Source organism: Methylocaldum sp. (assembly GCF_039794385.1).
GTDB lineage: Bacteria > Pseudomonadota > Gammaproteobacteria > Methylococcales > Methylococcaceae > Methylocaldum.
Genome location: NZ_JBDIVO010000066.1, coordinates 1 through 18,134 on the forward strand (window position 1 = coordinate 1; position 18,134 = coordinate 18,134).

Below are 18,134 nucleotides of genomic sequence, written 5' to 3' on the forward strand. Positions count from 1 at the left end.
ATCGGAGGCTTTAGGCCTCAGGTCGGTGAGGGAAACGAAGCGGCGGTGGCAATTCAAACCACCTTGCGTAGGATGTGCTGACGAAGGAAGCGCATCCTATGACCTGAGGCACGAAACGCATCGTTCGAGCCCTCGAACCGGATTGACCTACGCCACCTCCCGCTTCGCGATATCCACCCACTCCTTGTTCAACCGGTGGCTGTGCCTGGATGCGATCTTTGCGTCCTTGAGGATGTCCTCGAACAGCGCCCGCGCCTCCGATGTTTTTCCCATGCGTTTCAGCAGCAGGGCATGGCGGCATTTGGCTTCGGCGCCTGCGGAATATTTAGCCAGTGCCCGGTATTCGTCCAAGGCCCGATCCAGTTCGCCGAGCGCTTCGAGCGAGCGGGCGTAAAGCAGATGCGCCTCCTGGTTTTCGAATTCCGGATTAGCCCCGAACAGCATTTCGAGCGTTTCCCGCGCCCGTCCGAAATTGTTCGCTTCCACCAGCGCCTTGGCCAGGCCAAGCAAGAGGTCGGGATCGGTGCGGTACATCCCGGTGAGGGAGCTCTCGTAAAGTTCGATGGCTTCGTCGAGCATGCCATGCCTGAGATATTCGTGTGCCAGTGCGCTCCGGTTGCCTATGGTGTCCGAGACCTCCAATGCTTCGCGGCGTTTTCGGAGCTCCTTTTGTGGATCGAGCGTTCTCAGCAGGGCCTTGGAACCCTGCCGGGCGGTGCGGCTTTGGATCACTTCGGGCAGCAGCACCATCACCGAATAAAGAATGCAGCCGAGCAAGGGCAGGAAGATAATTAGAAATACCCAGAAAATCGGATGGCCGTGGCGGATCGCGTGAACGGCGAATCCGATCTGGATGAGCAACATGAAGATTCCGGCAATTTCCATCAGATGTCTCGTTTATTGTTGTTCAGCAAGGAATTGGACCCGGCGAGCAAGTCCACTCGATGGACAGGAAACGGCGCGCTTGGTTCGCGCGATCTTCGGAAGGATCGTTTATTGGCGGTCGATCCGGCGCTTATCGAGCTCCTTGCGATGAAGACAAGGACAAAAGTCTGATCGTACCATGTATGGGATACAACGAAACCGGGACGTATCGATGCATCCGATGAAGCGCTTGCCAGACCGTTACGGAATCGCGGGCGTTCCCGCGCGGTCCAAACAACCATGAAACTTCGCCTGGTCCAGCTCTGGGAGACGCTCCGCTCGAGCTACTGGTTCGTCCCCGCCTTGATGTCGGTTACGGCCGCGATCCTGGCGGTCTTGCTGTTTCTGGTCGATCAGGAGGCCCGCGAGCGATATCTGCCGTTTCTCTCCGATCTTTACGTGATGGACGCACCGGGGGCTCAAGCGATTTTGTCCACGTTGGCGTCCTCGGCGATCACGGTGGCGGGGGTGGTGTTTTCCATCGCCATGCTGGTGCTCTCCAACGCCTCGTCGCAATTCGGCCCGCGCCTGCTGCCGAACTTCATGCGGCAAGGGGGTACGCAGATCGTTTTCGGCGGGTTCATCGCGACCTTCATCTACGCCATTCTGGTGCTGACCCGAGTCCGTTCGACCGATGACGGGGCGGAAATTCCCCATCTTTCGGTCAGCGTCGCTCTGGTGCTCGGGGTGCTCAGTTTCGGGCTGCTGATCTATTTCATCCACCGGGTCGCCACATTCATACAGGCGCCGAACATCGTCGAGAATGTCGGCGCACGCTTGATCGAGACTTTCGGCAACTTGTTTCCGGAAGCTTCCGATCCCGGCGGGCGGAATAATCCCGCGGACGAGGAGCGGCAACTGCCGACCGATTTTGCGGAGCACGCCTCCGGCATTCCGGCGCCCGGCAACGGCTACCTGGACGCCATCGAACTGGAGCGGATTCGGGACATTGCCGAGCGGCACAATCTGCTCGTGCATCTGCTCAAACGGCCGGGCCAGTTCATCATCGAAGGCCATGTGCTGGCTTTGGCTTCGCCGCGCGAAGCGGTAACGGAGGCGATCGTCGAAGAGATCGGAGAATGCTTTCTTTTAGGACCTCAGCGCACGTTGATCCAGGATGCCGAGTTTGCCGTCGACCAGTTGGTGGAAGTGGCGGTCCGCGCTCTTTCGCCCGGCATCAACGATCCCTTCACCGCCGTCAACTGTATCGATTGGCTGGGAGCGGCGCTGTCGTTTCTCGCCGGCCGGAAGCTGACTTCCCCGCTCTGCCGCGGTGCAGACGGGCGCATCTGCGTTGTGACCGATCCTTACACCTACGAAGGCATCCTCGATGCAGCGTTCAATCAGTTGCGCCAGCACGCCAGGAAGAACGAGGCCGTGGCGATTCGCCTCCTGGACATGATCGCCGTTCTGGCCGAGGCCGAACTACCCGAGCCTTATCGTAACGCTCTGGCACGGCACGCGCGCTTGATCTATAAGGACACGCTGACCAATCTGCCGGACGCCAGCGACCGCGCCGATCTGGAAGAACGCTATGGGAAAGTGCTGCAAACGCTTCCGGACTCCGGTTCGCAGGCGAACTGAGGCAAGAACGGTGGACTCCTTTACCGCTGGTTTCGTCGAGCCGTCGATGGCCATCGTGCTTCGTCAAGCTTAATAATGGACCGTCCAATCGCCATCGTCGTACTCCTCGGAGTCTCGGGCTCCGGAAAATCGACCATCGGCCAGCGGCTCGCCGAGCGCCTGCGTTGGCCGTTCTTCGACGGGGACGATTTCCATCCCGTGCAAAACATCGAGAAAATGGCGCGAGGCCAGCCTTTGACGGATGCCGACCGGGAACCCTGGCTCGACCGGCTCGCCGAGCTGATAGAAACGTCCATAGCGACTGGGCGTTCCGCCGTCATCGCCTGCTCCGCGCTGCGGCATTCCTACCGGGAGCGCCTCGCGCGAGGACACCGCGAAGTGGTCTTCGTGTATCTGAAAGGTTCTTTCGAACTCATCCGCGAACGACTCGCGCGCCGGCAGGAGCACTTCATGCCGCTAGACCTTCTTCCCAGCCAGTTCGCGGCACTCGAGGAACCCTCCGACGCCATCACGATCGATATTCGGCAAACGCCGGAAGCGATCGTGGAGACCATCGTCCGCCGTCTCGAAGACCGACTCACGGGGCTTTCCGCGGAATAAGTAATTTGAACGGCCGGCGCGACTTGCCGTTCAATCGTCCCCTCCCTACAATCGAAACCTTGTCCAACATCCGGTTGTCAAGGAGAAGATCATGCTGATGTTGTCGGTTGCGGTTTTTACTTTGGTGGCGTTCATGGGGGCGGGCATGGGAATCGACGCCTTCAAGGGAAGGGGCAGTTCCCGGTTGTACGCCCTGATACACGGCGGCTTGGCGTTGCTGGGATCGACTCTGGTGATCATGGTCGCCCTGAAAGGCGATACCCGGCTCTACGTGATTATCGGCCTGGCGCTGGTCATTATCGCCGCCGGACTGTACATTTCGTTTCAACGGGCCAAAGGCATTCAGCCTAGGGCCTTGATTCTGCTGCACGGCGGAACCGCCGCCACTTGCTACGGACTGCTTGCCTATTACGCACTGCGGACTTGATCCGGGCAGTCGGCACAGCGAATTCCGGGGTGCCGACGCAGCCTCCCGCCCATTTATTCTTCGGATCTCGGGTTAAAATACCCCCAAGCCATGCTTTCGACACCCCCGCTCAGCCTTTACATCCACGTGCCTTGGTGCGTAAGAAAATGCCCTTATTGCGACTTCAATTCGCACGCGGCAGACACCACTCTGCCCGAACACGAATACGCGAAGGCGCTGCTCGGCGATCTCGAACAACAAGCGCCTTCCGTCGCGGGGCGACGGGTGGAAACGATATTCATCGGCGGCGGCACCCCCAGCCTTTTTAGTCCGGCCGCGATCCGCGCTCTTTTGGAGGGGATTCGGTTACGGCTCGACATAGCGGCTGATGCCGAGGTCACCATGGAAGCCAACCCCGGCACTGCGGAGATCGCCAAATTCCAGGGTTTTCGCGAGGCCGGGGTGAACCGCTTGTCGATCGGCATCCAGAGCTTTCATGACACGCATCTGAAAAAACTGGGCCGCATCCACGATAGCCGAGAGGCGCGGCTCGCCGCCGAAATCGCGCACTCAGCGGGATTCGAGAACTTCAATCTGGACCTGATGTTCGGGCTGCCGAACCAAACCGTGGACGAGGCGCTGACGGACATTCGAACCGCAGTGGGCCTGAACCCGACCCATATCTCGTTCTATCAGCTCACCCTGGAACCCAACACCGTGTTCCACAAGTACCCGCCACGCCTGCCGGAGGACGATCGCATCTGGGCCATGCAGCAAAGCTGTCAGGCGCTTTTGGCGGATCATGGCTATCGCCAGTACGAGGTATCCGCCTATGCTCGGGAAGGGTACCGCTGCCGGCACAATCTCAATTATTGGCGTTTCGGAGATTACTTGGGCATCGGCGCGGGCGCTCACGGCAAGATTACGAACGCGGCGGAGCAATCCATAATGCGGACCTGGAAGATCAAACACCCGCAGCATTATCTCGAGTTCGCCGGCCGACCGGATCGGCAGGGCGGGCGGGCCGCGGTCCCGAGGGAAGACCTGCCGTTCGAATTTCTGATGAATCACCTCCGCCTCCGGGAAGGTTTCGCCGAAGCGGCGTTCGGCAAATACACCGGGTTACCCTTGGCTGCCCTGGAACCGGAACTTTCCGACTGCATCGCCGCCGAATTAGTCGAACGGCGCGACGGTGCCATTCGCTGCACCGACACCGGCTGGAATTTCCTGGATAATGTGTTGCAGCGTTTTCTGAATTAACCCTTTACCTCCATGCCCACCCCATCATCCGGAAGCTCGCTGGCTACGACGAAGCCCGACAACTCGCTGGTCCGGCCGACGCTCGAGGATTTGATCCGGCTCAGCCAGCCCGCGGCGGGATTGACGCTGGCCCGGCCGACCGTACGCGCCTTGCAGAGCGGGCAGTATCTCTCGGCTTTCAAGGGGCGCGGCATGGAGTTCGACGAAACGCGGCTCTACGCCCAGGGCGACGATGTCCGCAACCTGGACTGGCGCGTCACGGCGCGCACCGGCAAGCCGCATACCAAGCTTTTCCGCGAAGAGCGCGAAAGGCCGGTTTTTCTGACGGTGGACTACCGATCGGCGATGTTCTTCGCAACCCGTGGCATGTTCAAATCGGCGATGGCGGCCAGGCTCTCGGCGCTCATCGCCTGGAGCGCCCGAAGGCATGGCGATCGCGTCGGCGGACAGATTTTCTCCGAGGCGGAAAGCATCGAGCTCAAACCTGAGCACGGCCACCGTGCGGTGTTGAGACTCCTCAAAATGCTGGTCGACCAAGCGTCCCCCCGAAGCGACGGCACGCCGGAGACTGCCTTGCAAGACGCACTGATTCGTCTGCCGCGCCACGCGCGACCGGGCAGCCTGGTGTTCGTGTTCAGCGATTTCCGGCATCTGACCGCCGCCGGCGAGGCGAGCCTGAGCCGGTTGTCCCGCCACTGCGATCTGGTGCTGGTGTTCATCTTCGATCCGTTGGAGCAACGCCTGCCTCTGGGACCTCACCGGTTCAGCAACGGCCGCCGCGATGTTTTGCTGAATGCCGATGCGCGGACCGCCGACGTCTATGAACATTCGTTCCGGGTCCGCGAGGAACGGCTGCGCGAGCTGGCCCGCCGGCACGGCATACGCTTCGTTGCCTGCCGCACCACGGACGAGCCTTTTTTCGTCTTGCAGCAGAGCAGCCGCCCGTCGCTTTTCCACGCCTGATCATGGAAACCTTGCCGCTACGCGATATTCATCTGCCGGACCCGATAAGCTGGTGGCCGCCCGCGATCGGCTGGTGGATCGTATCGGTCGCGGCGGTTTTGCTGATCGCGACTGCGATATGGCTTATTCGCCGCTGGCGGCAGGTCACGGTGGCGAAGCTCGCCTTGCGGGAGCTGGACGCGCTGCAAAAGGATTCGACGCTGGGCATGACCGAAAAATTGAGAAGACTGTCCATCCTGCTGCGCCGGGCCGGTTTGAGCGCCTACCCTCGAGAAGATGTGGCGGGGCTGACCGGAGAGGGCTGGCTCGAATGGCTGGACCGGCCGCTCGGAACGCCCCGCTTTTCTCGGGGTGTCGGCCGGGCGTTGCTGGATGCGCCGTACCGCCCGGTGGGCGATGCGGATATGGATCGCCTGATCGCGCTGTGCCGCGACTGGCTTAAGGCCCTGCCTCGAACCGTCGTGCCGCCCCGGAAAAATTCCGCGCCTCAGCAGGCCGCCGCCGAACCATGATCGAATTCGCCTGGATCTGGGTTTTTCTGGTTTTGCCCTTGCCCTGGCTGATGCGCCGCTGGCTGCCCGCCGCGCCGGAGCCGGGCGGCGCGGCGCTGCGGACGCCGTTTCTCGAGGAATTCGATAGCCTTCCGTCAAGCCAGGGCGTAACGAAAACCAAGCCGCATGCCATTTGGATCGCCGTCGCCGGCTGGGTGTTGCTGGTCAGCGCCGCGGCCCGCCCGCAGTGGCTCGGCGAGCCTATCGAGCAGGCGGTCAGCGGCCGCGATCTGATGCTGGCGGTCGATCTTTCCGGCAGTATGGAAATCGAGGACTTCTTCCTCCATGGCCGGGCAGTGGATCGCCTCACCGCAACCCAATGGGTGGCCGGCCAGTTCATCGAACGGCGCGTGGGCGACCGCATCGGGCTGATCCTGTTCGGCGAGCAGGCCTACCTGCAAGCCCCGTTGACCTTCGACCGCACCACGGTGCACATCCTGCTGGACGAAGCGGTCATCGGACTCGCCGGCGACAAGACCGCCATCGGCGACGCCATCGGCCTCGCCGCCAAGCGCCTTAGGGACAATCCCGCCGAACAGCGGGTTCTGATACTGCTCAGCGACGGGGCCAACACCGCCGGCGCGGTTTCCCCCCTGCAAGCGGCCGAAGTCGCGGCGCGCGAGAAGCTAAAAATCTATACCATAGGCGTCGGGGCCGATCAGATGATCGTCAACGATCTTTTCGGCACACGGCGCGTCAATCCGTCTCAGGACCTCGATGAGGAAACCATGAACGCCATCGCCGAAAAAACCGGCGGTCGCTACTTCCGGGCGCGGGATACCAACGAATTGGAGAATATTTACGCACTGTTGGACGAACTGGAGCCGGTGGAACGGACAAAGCATTTTTACCGGCCGAGGACCGAGCTCTATCACTGGCCCCTGGCCGCCGCGCTGCTATTGGCGGCTGTGCTGGGGGTAAGCAAATTGCGGGAATGACTGCTTGGGCCGGAGATGATGGGCTGCGACGCTGAATCCATGAATCGCGACAACGATTGCCGATGAACGAGTTTCATTTCTTGAGGCCCTGGTGGCTTTTGGCCGTCCTCCCGCTCGCGGCGATACTTTGGGGGTTGTACCGGCGGCGCCGGAGCACCGGAGACTGGAAGGGCATCTGCGATGATGCGCTGCTGCCCCACGTACTCATCGGCGGGGACCGCCGAGCGAGCCGCCATCCGCTGTTCGCCGCGGCCTTGGGCGGCATCGTCGCCATCATGGCTTTGGCGGGGCCGGTTTGGGAGCGTCTGCCCGCACCGGCTTTTCGCAATATCGCGGCCGTGGTCATCGTACTCGACCTTTCTTCGGCCATGGAGGCGGTCGATCTCAAGCCGACCCGTCTGGAGCGTGCCCGCTACAAGATTGCCGATATCCTGAAGACGCGCAAGGACGGTCAAACCGCTTTGGTCGTCTATGCCGGCGATGCGTTCACCGTCACGCCGCTGACCGACGATGCGGCCACCATCGCCGCGCAACTCTTCGCCCTAAACTCCGGCCTGATGCCCGTACAGGGAACTCGCATCGATCTTGCGCTGGAATCCGCTGCGCGGCTCTTGAGGCAAGCCGGCCTGCGGTCCGGCGATATCCTGCTGGTCACCGCCGGAGAACGGGCGGCGGAGGCCGAGGAGGCAGCGCACCGGCTGAAAACCGAGGGTTATCGCATTTCCGTGCTGGGCGTCGGCACCGAGGAGGGCGCGCCGGTTCCCATGCCCGAAGGCGGATTCTTGAAGGACGATACCGGCAATATCGTGGTTCCGCGGCTCGATACCGACGCGCTGCGGAAGCTGGCCCGAGCCGGGGGCGGCATCTATCGGAATCTCACCGCCACTGCGGGCGATCTCGATGCGCTATTGGGATTTTTCGAACAGCATGCCGCCGCCGATACGCAGAACGAAAAGACCCTGAACGTGGACCAATGGAAGGAACAGGGTGTCTGGCTGCTGCTGGCCCTACTGCCGCTCGCGGCCTTGTCGTTCCGGCGCGGATGGCTCGCCGCCTGGCTGTTGGTTCTGGCAGCCCCGGTTCCGAACGATGCCCAGGCGCTGGACTGGCACAACCTGTGGCAAAGGCCCGACCAACAGGCTCGGCAAGCCTTTCAAGCCGAGAATTACGATGAAGCGGCGAAAAAATTTCAAGATTCCGAATGGAAAGCGGCCGCCCAGTACAAGGCCGGACGCTATGAGGACGCGGCCAAACTCTTAGAGGAGTCGCATTCGGCGACCGGCCATTATAATCGCGGCAACGCCCTGGCCCGGCAGGGACGTTACAACGAGGCCATCAAGGCTTACCAGAAAGCCCTGGAGCTGGATCCTGGCCATGCGGACGCCCGCTACAACAAGGAACTCGTCGAAAAAGCCCTGGAACAGCAGAAGAAGCAGCACGAAGAACAGCAGAAAAGTCAGAAGGATTCGGGCTCGGAATCCGAATCCAAGTCTTCGCAATCGCCGCAAGGGCCATCGGACGGTCAGGATCGAAAAAACGAAGAGGAAAAACCACACGAACAAGCGGGCAAGGAACAGGACGCCCAGCCGCGGGACGATGGCTCGAACGGTGAAAACAATTCGCCCGAAAGCGCCGACGCCGCCTCCGGATCGGAAAGCAAGGCGCAAGATCGGCCGGATAAGAATGGCGAAAAAACGCCCGACGACGGGTCCGACCCGCAACAGACCGCCGGCCAAGCACAGGATAGACGGCCCGACGAAAGCGGTGAGCGGGAGGCCGCTGCGGCGACAGCGGAAACGGGTAAGACCGATGAAACCCGCCAGGCCGAGGAGCAATGGCTGCGGCGTATCCCGGACGATCCCGGCGGCCTTCTAAAACGCAAGTTTTATTACCAGTACCGTCAACGACAAAGGACTCAAGGCGCGGAGCCTAGACCATGAGCGAACTCTTTTATTTATATTCGTGTTTTCTCTGGGCGCATCGCTCTGACCCAAGGTTGAACCCGGATTCCAATCGGGTGTTATCCGTTCTGCGCCGATTGATTCGCCTATGGCCCTTGATCTTTCTGTTCCATGCGGGAAGCGCTTCGGCCGCGGCGATCAGCGTGACCGCCGACCGCGACCCGGTACCGGTGAGCGAATCCTTCACGCTCATCTTTTCGGCGGAAAAAACGCCGGACGACGATCCGGACTTCGCGCCACTGGAAAAGGATTTCCATGTCCTCGGTCAATCGCAAAGCAGCCAGATTTCGCTCATCAACGGCCGTTTCAGCAAGCGGACGGAATGGCAAGTCACGGTCATGGCGAAACGGACGGGCACGCTGACCGTCCCGCCCATCGCCTTCGGAACCGACCGATCCCAACCCTTGACTCTCCAGGTCGCCGGATCGCCCCCGCCATTGGCGGGTGGCAACGGCGAGGATTTTTTCCTGGAAGTCGAGGCCGAACCGAAGAATCCCTATGTCCAGGCCCAGGTGATCTACACGGTTCGAGTGTTGAGCCGCGTCCATTTCAGCGCTGCAAATCTCAGCGAGCCTTCGGCCGAGGATGCCTTGATTCAAAGGCTGGGCGACGACCGGCGCTATACCACCCATCGCAGCGGCCTCCAGTACACGGCAATTGAACGTAAGTATGCGATTTTTCCGCAGAAGAGCGGGACTCTCCTTTTGGAACCGTTGACGCTCGAAGCCCGAAGCGCGGCCGGCGGGCGATCCCTCTTCAATCAGTTTTTCAATCACTCGACTCACATTTTGCGCGCGCATTCGGATTCGGTGAGATTGGACGTCCGGCCGATTCCGGCGGCTTTTTCCGGCAAACACTGGCTGCCGGCGGAACACCTGGAAATCGACGATTCCTGGTCGCAGAATGCCCCTCAAACCACGGTTGGCGAACCGATCACCCGGACCATCACCGTGCGGGCCGATGGAACGACGGTCGGCCTGTTGCCCGAGTTGGAGCCGCAAGCCTCTCGACGATCCCCGGCGGACATCAAGCGTTACCCGGATCAACCGCTGCTGAACGAGGAAAAACTGACGACCGGACTGGCCAGCGTCCGGCAGGAAAAAATCGCCCTGATTCCCGCGCGTTCCGGAACCTACCGGATTCCGCCGATCGAAATCCCCTGGTGGAACACCAAGACCGAGCGGATGGAGGCCGCGCGGGTTCCCGAGCGCACCCTGACCGTGCTGCCGGGAGCCCAATCGCCGGAATCCACCCCACCCCCTTTGCCCACGACACGTTCGGGATCGTCCGCCGCTCCGGCACGACCGGAATCTTCGCTGCCGAGCGAGGCGCTACCTGCAGTTCCTGCAAGCGGGCTCTGGTTTTGGCTGGCTCTGTTATTCGGGCTGGGCTGGATTGGAACCGCCGCGGCCTGGTGGCTCAGCGGCAGGCCCCGGAAGACGCCGGTCCCGCAGTCATACGACGACGGTCGGTCCGAGCGCTCGGCCGCAAACGCCTTGAGAATAGCCTGCCGGAAGAACGACCCCGCCGCGGCGCGGCAGGCTCTCTTGGATTGGGCGAGACAGCGTTGGCCTTCGGCTCGCGTTATGGGTTTGGAGGACCTGGAGCGGCGTTGCAAAGGCGAATTGGGTCGTGAAATCGAGCGGCTGAACCGCACACTTTACCGACACCCGGAACCCGGTTGGCAAGGGCAGGCCCTTTGGGCGGCTTTTCGATCCGACCCGATGATCTCGTCCAAGGCGGGCAAACCGTCCGTAGCCGCGGATCTGGAGCCGTTGTACAAGCTCTAGGCCGTGAGTGAGTGCGCTATACGACGGATGAACGCCAGAAACGACACGACACGACAAGACCGGACGGTGGCTGCTTGAGATCGCCCGAGACTATTCCGGCCATGGTGGGTATAGGCGCTTCGGCGGGAGGTCTGAACTCGCTGCTGGATCTTTTCCAAGCCATCGAGCCCGGCATCGGCTTCGCCTTCCTGATCGCCCAGCATTTATCGCCCGATCATGACAGCAAGCTGGCGGAAATCCTGGCCAATACCGCCAGATTGCCGGTTATCGAAGCGCGCGAGGGGATGGCGATACAGGCGGATCATATTTATGTCATTCCTCCGGATGCGGATATAAGCGTTTCGGTCGGTTGCCTGAACCTTCAGCGCCGGCACGGACGTCCGTCGCCTCATCTGCCGGCCGATTATCTGTTTCTTTCCCTGGCTCGCGAGCTGGGGAAAAAGGCAATCGGAATCGTGCTGTCGGGGACCGGGTCGGATGGAGCGAAGGGGCTCAAGGCGATCAAGACCGGCGGCGGAATCGCGTTTGCGGAAGATCCGTCCTCGGCCAGATTCGACGGGATGCCGCGCAGCGCCATCAGCATGGGATGCGTCGACTACGTATTGCCGCCCAAGGAGATCGCACGGGAGCTCACAAACCTCGGCCAGCGAGCCGGGACCGCCGCCGGCGATCTGGAGACCCTGGCCATCCGGCAACAGGATCTGAAGCAGATATTCCGTGTCGTTCTCGTCACTTGCGGGCTCGATTTCAGCCAGTACAAACGCAAGACCATCTTACGGCGGCTCATGCGCCGAATGGCGCTTAACAAGATCCATAGCCTCTCCGATTATCTCGCCCTGTTGCAGAATCAACCGACCGAAGTCGAGGCGCTGTGCCAGGATTTCCTGATCCGCGTTACCGCGTTCTTTCGGGACCCGGAGACATTCCGTGGATTGACGAGAGAAGTCTTTCCGCGGCTGCTGCAAGGCCGGTCTCCGAACGATCCGATTCGTATTTGGGTGCCCGGTTGCGCGACCGGCGAGGAGGCTTATTCCATCGCCATGGCGCTCATCGAGTTTCTGGACGAGAAGAAGGTCAGTATCCCGATACAGATTTTCGGCAGCGACATCAACTCGCAGGCCATCAGCCTGGCACGGGCCGGCCGCTATCCCGAAAACATCAGGCTTCATATCTCGGAAAAGCGGCTCAGACGCTTCTTCATCCGAGCCGACGCTCATTATCAAGTCATTCCGGCGATCCGGGAATCGTGCGTCTTCGCCGAACATAACGTGGCGCAAGATCCCCCCTTTTCCAAGCTCGATCTGATCAGTTGCTGCAATCTCCTCATCTACCTGGATCCGGAACTGCAGAGACATGTCATGTCGACCTTTCATTACGCGCTCAATCCGGGTAAATTTCTCGCGCTCGGGCCATCCGAAAATATCGGTCCCCAAGGTTCGCATCTCTTCGAACCTTTAAACAAAAATTGGAGCATCTACGTGAGGAAGAACGTTCCCGGCCGAATGTTGCTGAACTTCGGCGGGAAGGAACAAAGGACACTTCAGCCTGAAAAAACGCTGACAGAAACGGCTGCGCCACTGCAAAACCCCGGATTGGTTCAGCGACAGGCCGACAACATCCTGCTCGCACGTTACGCGCCGGCCGGCGTGCTGATCGATGACGATCTGAACGTTCTCCAGTTTCGCGGCCATACCGGACAGTTTCTCGAGCATCAACAGGGTTCGGCAAGCCTGAACCTAAAAAGCCTGACCCAAACCTATCTCTTCATCGAACTGTCGGAGGCCGTTCAGGAGACGCGGTCGACCGGACAATCCGTCCGACGGGAAAACATCCGCATCCGCACCGACGGGAAAGAACGGTATGTTCAATTCGAGGTCCTGCCGCTCAACGACGCCGAGGGCACCGCGCAATTCTTCCTGATTCTTTTCGAAAATTCGCCGTCCCGGCTTCCAATCCATGCCCCGGCCGATTGGCTTCGGCGAATTTCCTCCGTTCTGACGCGACAAGTGGGCCTGCTTTTCAAGTCCGCGCAAGCTGGAGGGCAGTTCCAATTCTCGGAGTTGAGACGAGAACTCGATGCCACGCAACGCCATCTGCAATCCGTTATCGAGGCCCACAAAGCCGGCCAGGAAAAACTGAGGTCGCTGGAAGAAGAACTCTTGTCCGCTCACCAGGAGTTCCAGAGCACGAACGAAGAGCTCGAAACCGCCAAGGAGGAATTGCAGTCGGCCAACGAGGAACTCGCCACGGCGAATGAAGAGCTGAGGGTCCGCAATCACGAGTTGAGCCAGGTCAATCTCACCTTGAAGAACGCGCAGGAATTCAACGAGGCCATTCTGGGAACCATGCGCGACGCCTTGGTGGTGCTCGATCGGGATCTCCGGGTAAAACGCGCCAATCGGGCCTATTTCGAAATGTTCCGGACCAAACCGGAGGCCATCCAGAACAATTGCCTCTACGACACCGGCAACGGGCTGTGGGATAGGCGGGAGATCAAAGAGTCGCTCCAGATCGTGTCGCAGGGCGGGAGAACCCTGGAGGATTATGAGATCATCCAGGCGCATCCCGAAATCGGCGAACGCATCCTGAACCTGAGCGCCTACAAACTGCTCGGAGAGGATCATCTGAACGATCTGATCCTACTGACGATTCAGGATGTCACCGAGCGTCGCAGTATCGAAGCGGCCCTGAGGCAGCGGAGCGAAATCTTGGACCAGGCCCACGAAGCCGTCCTGATGTGGGAACTCGGCGGCACCGTCCGGTATTGGAACCGGGGCGCGGAGGAACTGTACGGCTACAAGCGTTCCGAGGCGATAGGGAAAATCAGCCACACCTTGCTGAAAACCGAACGCGGCATCAGCTCCGAGGAATTCGAACGCATACTCGCCCGGGACCGGCAATGGGTCGGCGAAGTGGTCCATACCACCCGCACCGGAAAACGCATCATCGTCGACAGCCGCAACACCGTCGTGGTCCAGCGCAACAAGCCGCCGCTCGTGCTCGAGACCAATCGCGACATCACCGAGCGCAAGGATATCGAGGAGTCCTTGCGCGAAGCCCATAGGCAAAAGGACGAATTCTTGGCCATGCTCGCCCACGAACTGCGCAATCCTCTCGCGCCGGTCCGTAACGGGCTTCACATCCTGCAGAGGGCCAACCCCGACAAGACTCCCGTCAAGCAGATCCACGCGATGATGGACCGGCAGCTCACCAAGCTCACCCGCATCGTGGACGATCTGCTCGACGTGGCGCGCATCACCCGCGGCCAAATCGAGCTGCGCGAAGAAACGATCGATCTCGTGCCTCTGATCGTTCATGTTCTGGAAATCGTCAGATATCAGCTCGACTCGCGCCAGCACAAGCTCGCCCTGGATCTGCCGGGGCGTCCGTTGTTCGTCAAAGTGGACCCCACCCGCATGGAGCAGGTCGTCGAAAACCTGCTCGCCAACGCCGCAAAATACACTCCGCCGGGCGGCCACATCGAGGTCAGCCTCCATATCGTCAACGATGAAGCCGTGCTGCGGGTCCGCGACGACGGCAGAGGCATCGGCCCCGAGGCACTGCCGCATATCTTCGACCTTTTCGTGCAGGCGGAGAGAGGTTTGGACCGCATGGAGGGAGGGCTCGGAATCGGGCTCACGCTGGTGCGCCGGCTGGTCGAACTGCACCGCGGCCGGGTGGAAGCCAAAAGCGCCGGACTCGGCCTCGGCAGTGAATTTTTGGTGTATCTGCCGTTATGGCAGGGAATCGACGAAAGCCCCCAAGACATCACCGCGCTGCAATCCGAAATGGTATTGGTGCCGCGCAGGGTTCTTATCGTCGACGACAACCACGACGCCGCCGAGAGTACCGCGCTGATCGTCAGCGCCTCCGGACATACGGTCGAGGTCGCCTACGACGGGCCCATGGCGCTGAATATCGCGGCAAACTTCAAACCCGAGGTCGCGTTACTGGACATCGGATTGCCCGGAATGGACGGCTATGAACTGGCCAGGCGTCTTAGGAGCTTGCCCGGCATGGAAAAGGCGCTCTTGGTAGCAATCAGCGGCTATGGCACGGAAGACGATCGCCGCGCCTCGGAGGAAGCCGGCCTGGACTGCCACTTGGTCAAACCCGTAGATCCCGATGCGCTGGCCGGCTTATTGGCCACCGTAGCGGAAAAATCTCGGACCCCCGAAATCGGTCCTATCTAAGCCGATAACACCGTTCGTTACAGTCCGCCAAAAGGGTATCGCCTGTCTCAACCCAGGCGCTCGACCAACCGCCAATAGCACCGCATCCGACGATACGTGCAGCGGTCGTCCGGAGCCGCTTTAAACTCGGGATGAGTGAGCAGTCCGTCCAAGCAGGCGGCGATATGCCCGGCTGTCGATGGCGACGGATGTCTCGCATACCGCATCAGCAGAAAACGCAAACTCTCCTCCAGCAAATCGGGTGATGGCGCCGCATCGGCGCATGCGCGGCTTTCGACGATCATGTATCTCTCCCCGGCGTTTCAACAAATGTGCCGACCCGTATTCAAGCCGGCCGACAGCAACAGGCGTCTGGAAAAATCTTTCGAAGGCAGATCCAGACAGTGAAATTCCTCGGCGTGCCGATTTCCGTTCTCGAGTAGTGCGACCAGCGTGATGGCGGACTTTGCAGCCGCATGCCGTCGGCGGACTGATTGAAAAACCGTACGGTCGACGGAGTTCACGGCACGACTCCCGAAACTAATGAACACGCCACAAATGATAATCGTTCTCATTTCGGTGTCAACCCCCGTATTCCGGTTACGAATTGATTTTTGAAACAAGGCGCGAAGCCGCTTGATTTGTGCGGCTCAGTTCACGGTCGGGCAGGATTCGGTATCTATACTTGGATCACTGGAGTGTCGGCGCCGGACTGCGATACATGAAACGAGGTTCTCGGCGTAACGACAGCGTTTCGATGATGCGGGACGCAAATCCGCGGTCGTTATCAAACTACCCTTTCAGCCGAGGAAGAATGCCTATGAAGTTCAAGAATTACCTCAAGCTCCTGGTCTACAAGGACGGCTCGGATCTTTATCTCACCGCTGGCGCTCCCCCCGCAGCCAAATTTCAGGGGAAGCTGACGCCTGTCGATACCATTGAACTGACCGACGACATGATCAAAGAGACCGCCTATTCGGTCATGGATGAAGGCCAGCGGCGGGATTTCGAGCGGCGTCCGGAAATGAATCTCGCCATCAGCGAGGAAGGCGTGGGGCGTTTTCGCGTGAACATCTTCAAACAGCGCAATGCGCATGCGATGGTGGTGCGGAATATCAAGGTCAACATTCCCAAGGTCGATGATCTGGGTCTGCCGGAAGTCCTCAAAAACGTCATCATGGAAAAACGGGGACTGATTCTGTTCGTCGGCGCCACCGGTTCCGGCAAATCGACCTCGCTGGCGGCACTGATCGACTATCGCAACAGCAACTCCGCCGGGCACATCATCACCATCGAAGACCCGATCGAATTCATGCACCCCCATAAAAAGTGCCTGGTGAATCAGCGGGAGGTCGGCGTCGATACCCAGACTTACGAAGACGCCCTCAAGAACACGCTCCGGCAGGCGCCCGACGTCATCCTGATCGGCGAAATCCGTTCCCAGGACACGATGGAGTACGCCATCAATTTCGCGGAAACCGGCCACCTGTGCCTGTCGACCCTGCACGCCAACAACTCGAATCAGGCGCTCGACCGAATCATCAATTTCTTCCCCGAAGAACGGCGGAATCAGCTGTTATTGGATTTGTCCCTCAACCTGAGGGCTTTCGTCTCGCAGCGCCTGGTGCCGACGGTGGACGGCAAGCGAGCCGCCGCCATCGAGATTCTGCTCGGAACGCCCCTGGTCTGCGATTTGATCCGGAAGGGCGAAGTCCACGCGATCAAGGAAGTCATGGAGAAATCCGAAGGTTTGGGCATGCAAACTTTCGACAGCCATTTGGTGAAGCTGTACCAGGCCGGCCGGATTACCGCCGAAGAAGCCATCCGCAATGCGGACTCGGCCAACAACGTCAGATTGAAAATCAGCCTGGGCCAGCAGCGTGCTCCCAAGGACACATCGCCGGAAAATACGGAGTCTCCTCAAGATCAGAGCAGCGAAAAAACCGAGAGCGCTCAAACCGGCGAGTCGCCATTCGGCACGATGAATCTGAGCCTGGAGCCCGTCGGCGATGAGAGCGAGAAGACCGAGGAGTCCCATTGAGTCTTCCTGATCGCGAATCCTGGAAGAGCTTTCAGGCCAGGACACTTCTCGCCGCCCGATGCATCTCCTCGCCGCCGACGGTAGCGCGGAGATCGGCGGCGCTGCTTTCCATGCTTCGTATCCGATTATTTACCAGCCCGACTTGTAAGCCTTCTCTGACTTGACGGGCATCGCAATATCAATCCACTATCGCGGCGCCTTGGTTCTCTGTATGCCCTAAATCCGGAACCTGGCCTTTCTGGGGTAACGGCCTCGGGCATAGCCTCCCATCCTGACACCGAAGGCGCAGTTGATTTGGAATTTAGGATGCAAAAATGGCTTTGATTATCTCGAACAGCGCATCGGCTTTAGGATCGCGGTTTTTCATACACCTTCACGGCGTAAAGTTTTGCGCCTTTTGGGGTGTTTAATTTACGTTGGACGTCTTATTACAGTGGGGGGGCACATACTATGATGAGGGCTTACGAAGGACATGAGTTTGACGCACTAAAACTTCGTTACGAAGACCAGGTTAGCCTTCTTCGCTCGTTGACCCAGTTTGATTTCAAAATTTTCGTCGGCTTCTTCACTCTACAGTTGGTCTTAGCAAGCTGGTTATCAGCCAACCCCGTTCCTTCATGTACTATTCGCATTGCACTTGCAGTCATTGACGTCGTCCTTGCAGCACTATCCGTCAAGCTTCTTCACAACCAGCATTGCCGACGTCAGGAGGTCGCCGAAACGATCAAAAACATCAACACAGCACTTGGGTTTGATGAGCCTGGCCTTTATCTTCCCAACGGACCACTTAACCCTCCCTATCAACGGCGGTACTGGTTTAAGAGCCTATCCCAATAGGCGATAATAAGCGTCTTTAACCGGTAACCGAGGAGAAGACCCATGGGACTCATTACCGAAGACGATGGCTGGCGGATTCCCGACGCCTTATGGGAAAAGATGTCACC

13 protein-coding genes are annotated in these 18,134 nt (G+C 59.9%); 11 read left to right on the forward strand and 2 right to left on the reverse strand.

What is annotated here, in order from left to right:
• Positions 1-147: 147 nt before the first annotated feature.
• The gene (locus ABJK70_RS08260; RefSeq protein WP_077728168.1) at positions 148-885 is read right to left on the reverse strand and encodes a tetratricopeptide repeat protein; all 738 of its coding nucleotides are present in this window, start codon (positions 883-885) and stop codon (positions 148-150) included.
• A 279-nt stretch (positions 886-1,164) separates the two neighbouring features.
• On the opposite strand from ABJK70_RS08260, the gene ABJK70_RS08265 reads away from it, so the two are divergent.
• From ABJK70_RS08265 to ABJK70_RS08310, 10 genes are all read left to right on the forward strand, one after another.
• Complete coding sequence (locus tag ABJK70_RS08265) at positions 1,165-2,508, forward strand: DUF2254 domain-containing protein (RefSeq protein WP_077728169.1); 1,344 nt, start codon at positions 1,165-1,167, stop codon at positions 2,506-2,508.
• 75 nt (positions 2,509-2,583) lie between these two features.
• Complete coding sequence (locus tag ABJK70_RS08270) at positions 2,584-3,108, forward strand: gluconokinase (protein WP_086134411.1); 525 nt, start codon at positions 2,584-2,586, stop codon at positions 3,106-3,108.
• 91 nt (positions 3,109-3,199) lie between these two features.
• The gene (locus ABJK70_RS08275; RefSeq protein WP_077728171.1) at positions 3,200-3,535 is read left to right on the forward strand and encodes a hypothetical protein; all 336 of its coding nucleotides are present in this window, start codon (positions 3,200-3,202) and stop codon (positions 3,533-3,535) included.
• Positions 3,536-3,625: 90 nt separating this feature from the next.
• The gene (gene hemW / locus ABJK70_RS08280; protein WP_347257747.1) at positions 3,626-4,774 is read left to right on the forward strand and encodes a radical SAM family heme chaperone HemW; all 1,149 of its coding nucleotides are present in this window, start codon (positions 3,626-3,628) and stop codon (positions 4,772-4,774) included.
• A gap of 12 nt (positions 4,775-4,786) precedes the next feature.
• Entirely contained in the window at positions 4,787-5,737 is a 951-nt protein-coding gene (locus ABJK70_RS08285; protein WP_347257748.1) for a DUF58 domain-containing protein, read from the forward strand.
• A 2-nt stretch (positions 5,738-5,739) separates the two neighbouring features.
• Complete coding sequence (locus ABJK70_RS08290; protein WP_347257749.1) at positions 5,740-6,249, forward strand: DUF4381 domain-containing protein; 510 nt, start codon at positions 5,740-5,742, stop codon at positions 6,247-6,249.
• The gene (locus tag ABJK70_RS08295) at positions 6,246-7,226 is read left to right on the forward strand and encodes a VWA domain-containing protein (RefSeq protein ID WP_347257750.1); all 981 of its coding nucleotides are present in this window, start codon (positions 6,246-6,248) and stop codon (positions 7,224-7,226) included. Before ABJK70_RS08290 ends, ABJK70_RS08295 begins: the two co-directional genes overlap by 4 nt.
• Positions 7,227-7,288: 62 nt before the next feature.
• Positions 7,289-9,166 (forward strand): VWA domain-containing protein, encoded by a 1,878-nt coding sequence (locus ABJK70_RS08300; RefSeq protein ID WP_347257751.1) that lies wholly within the window; start codon positions 7,289-7,291, stop codon positions 9,164-9,166.
• Positions 9,163-10,977 (forward strand): BatD family protein, encoded by a 1,815-nt coding sequence (locus ABJK70_RS08305; RefSeq protein ID WP_347257752.1) that lies wholly within the window; start codon positions 9,163-9,165, stop codon positions 10,975-10,977. Before ABJK70_RS08300 ends, ABJK70_RS08305 begins: the two co-directional genes overlap by 4 nt.
• Positions 10,978-10,988: 11 nt before the next feature.
• Positions 10,989-15,170 (forward strand): chemotaxis protein CheB, encoded by a 4,182-nt coding sequence (locus tag ABJK70_RS08310; protein ID WP_347257753.1) that lies wholly within the window; start codon positions 10,989-10,991, stop codon positions 15,168-15,170.
• 47 nt (positions 15,171-15,217) lie between these two features.
• Here the strand turns inward: ABJK70_RS08310 and ABJK70_RS08315 are convergent, their stop codons facing one another.
• A complete protein-coding gene (locus tag ABJK70_RS08315; RefSeq protein WP_347257754.1) occupies positions 15,218-15,454 on the reverse strand; it encodes a hypothetical protein in 237 nt (78 codons plus the stop codon).
• 515 nt (positions 15,455-15,969) lie between these two features.
• Between ABJK70_RS08315 and ABJK70_RS08320 the strand changes: the two genes are divergently transcribed.
• Entirely contained in the window at positions 15,970-17,190 is a 1,221-nt protein-coding gene (locus tag ABJK70_RS08320) for a PilT/PilU family type 4a pilus ATPase (protein ID WP_077728181.1), read from the forward strand.
• Positions 17,191-18,134 lie beyond the last annotated feature (944 nt).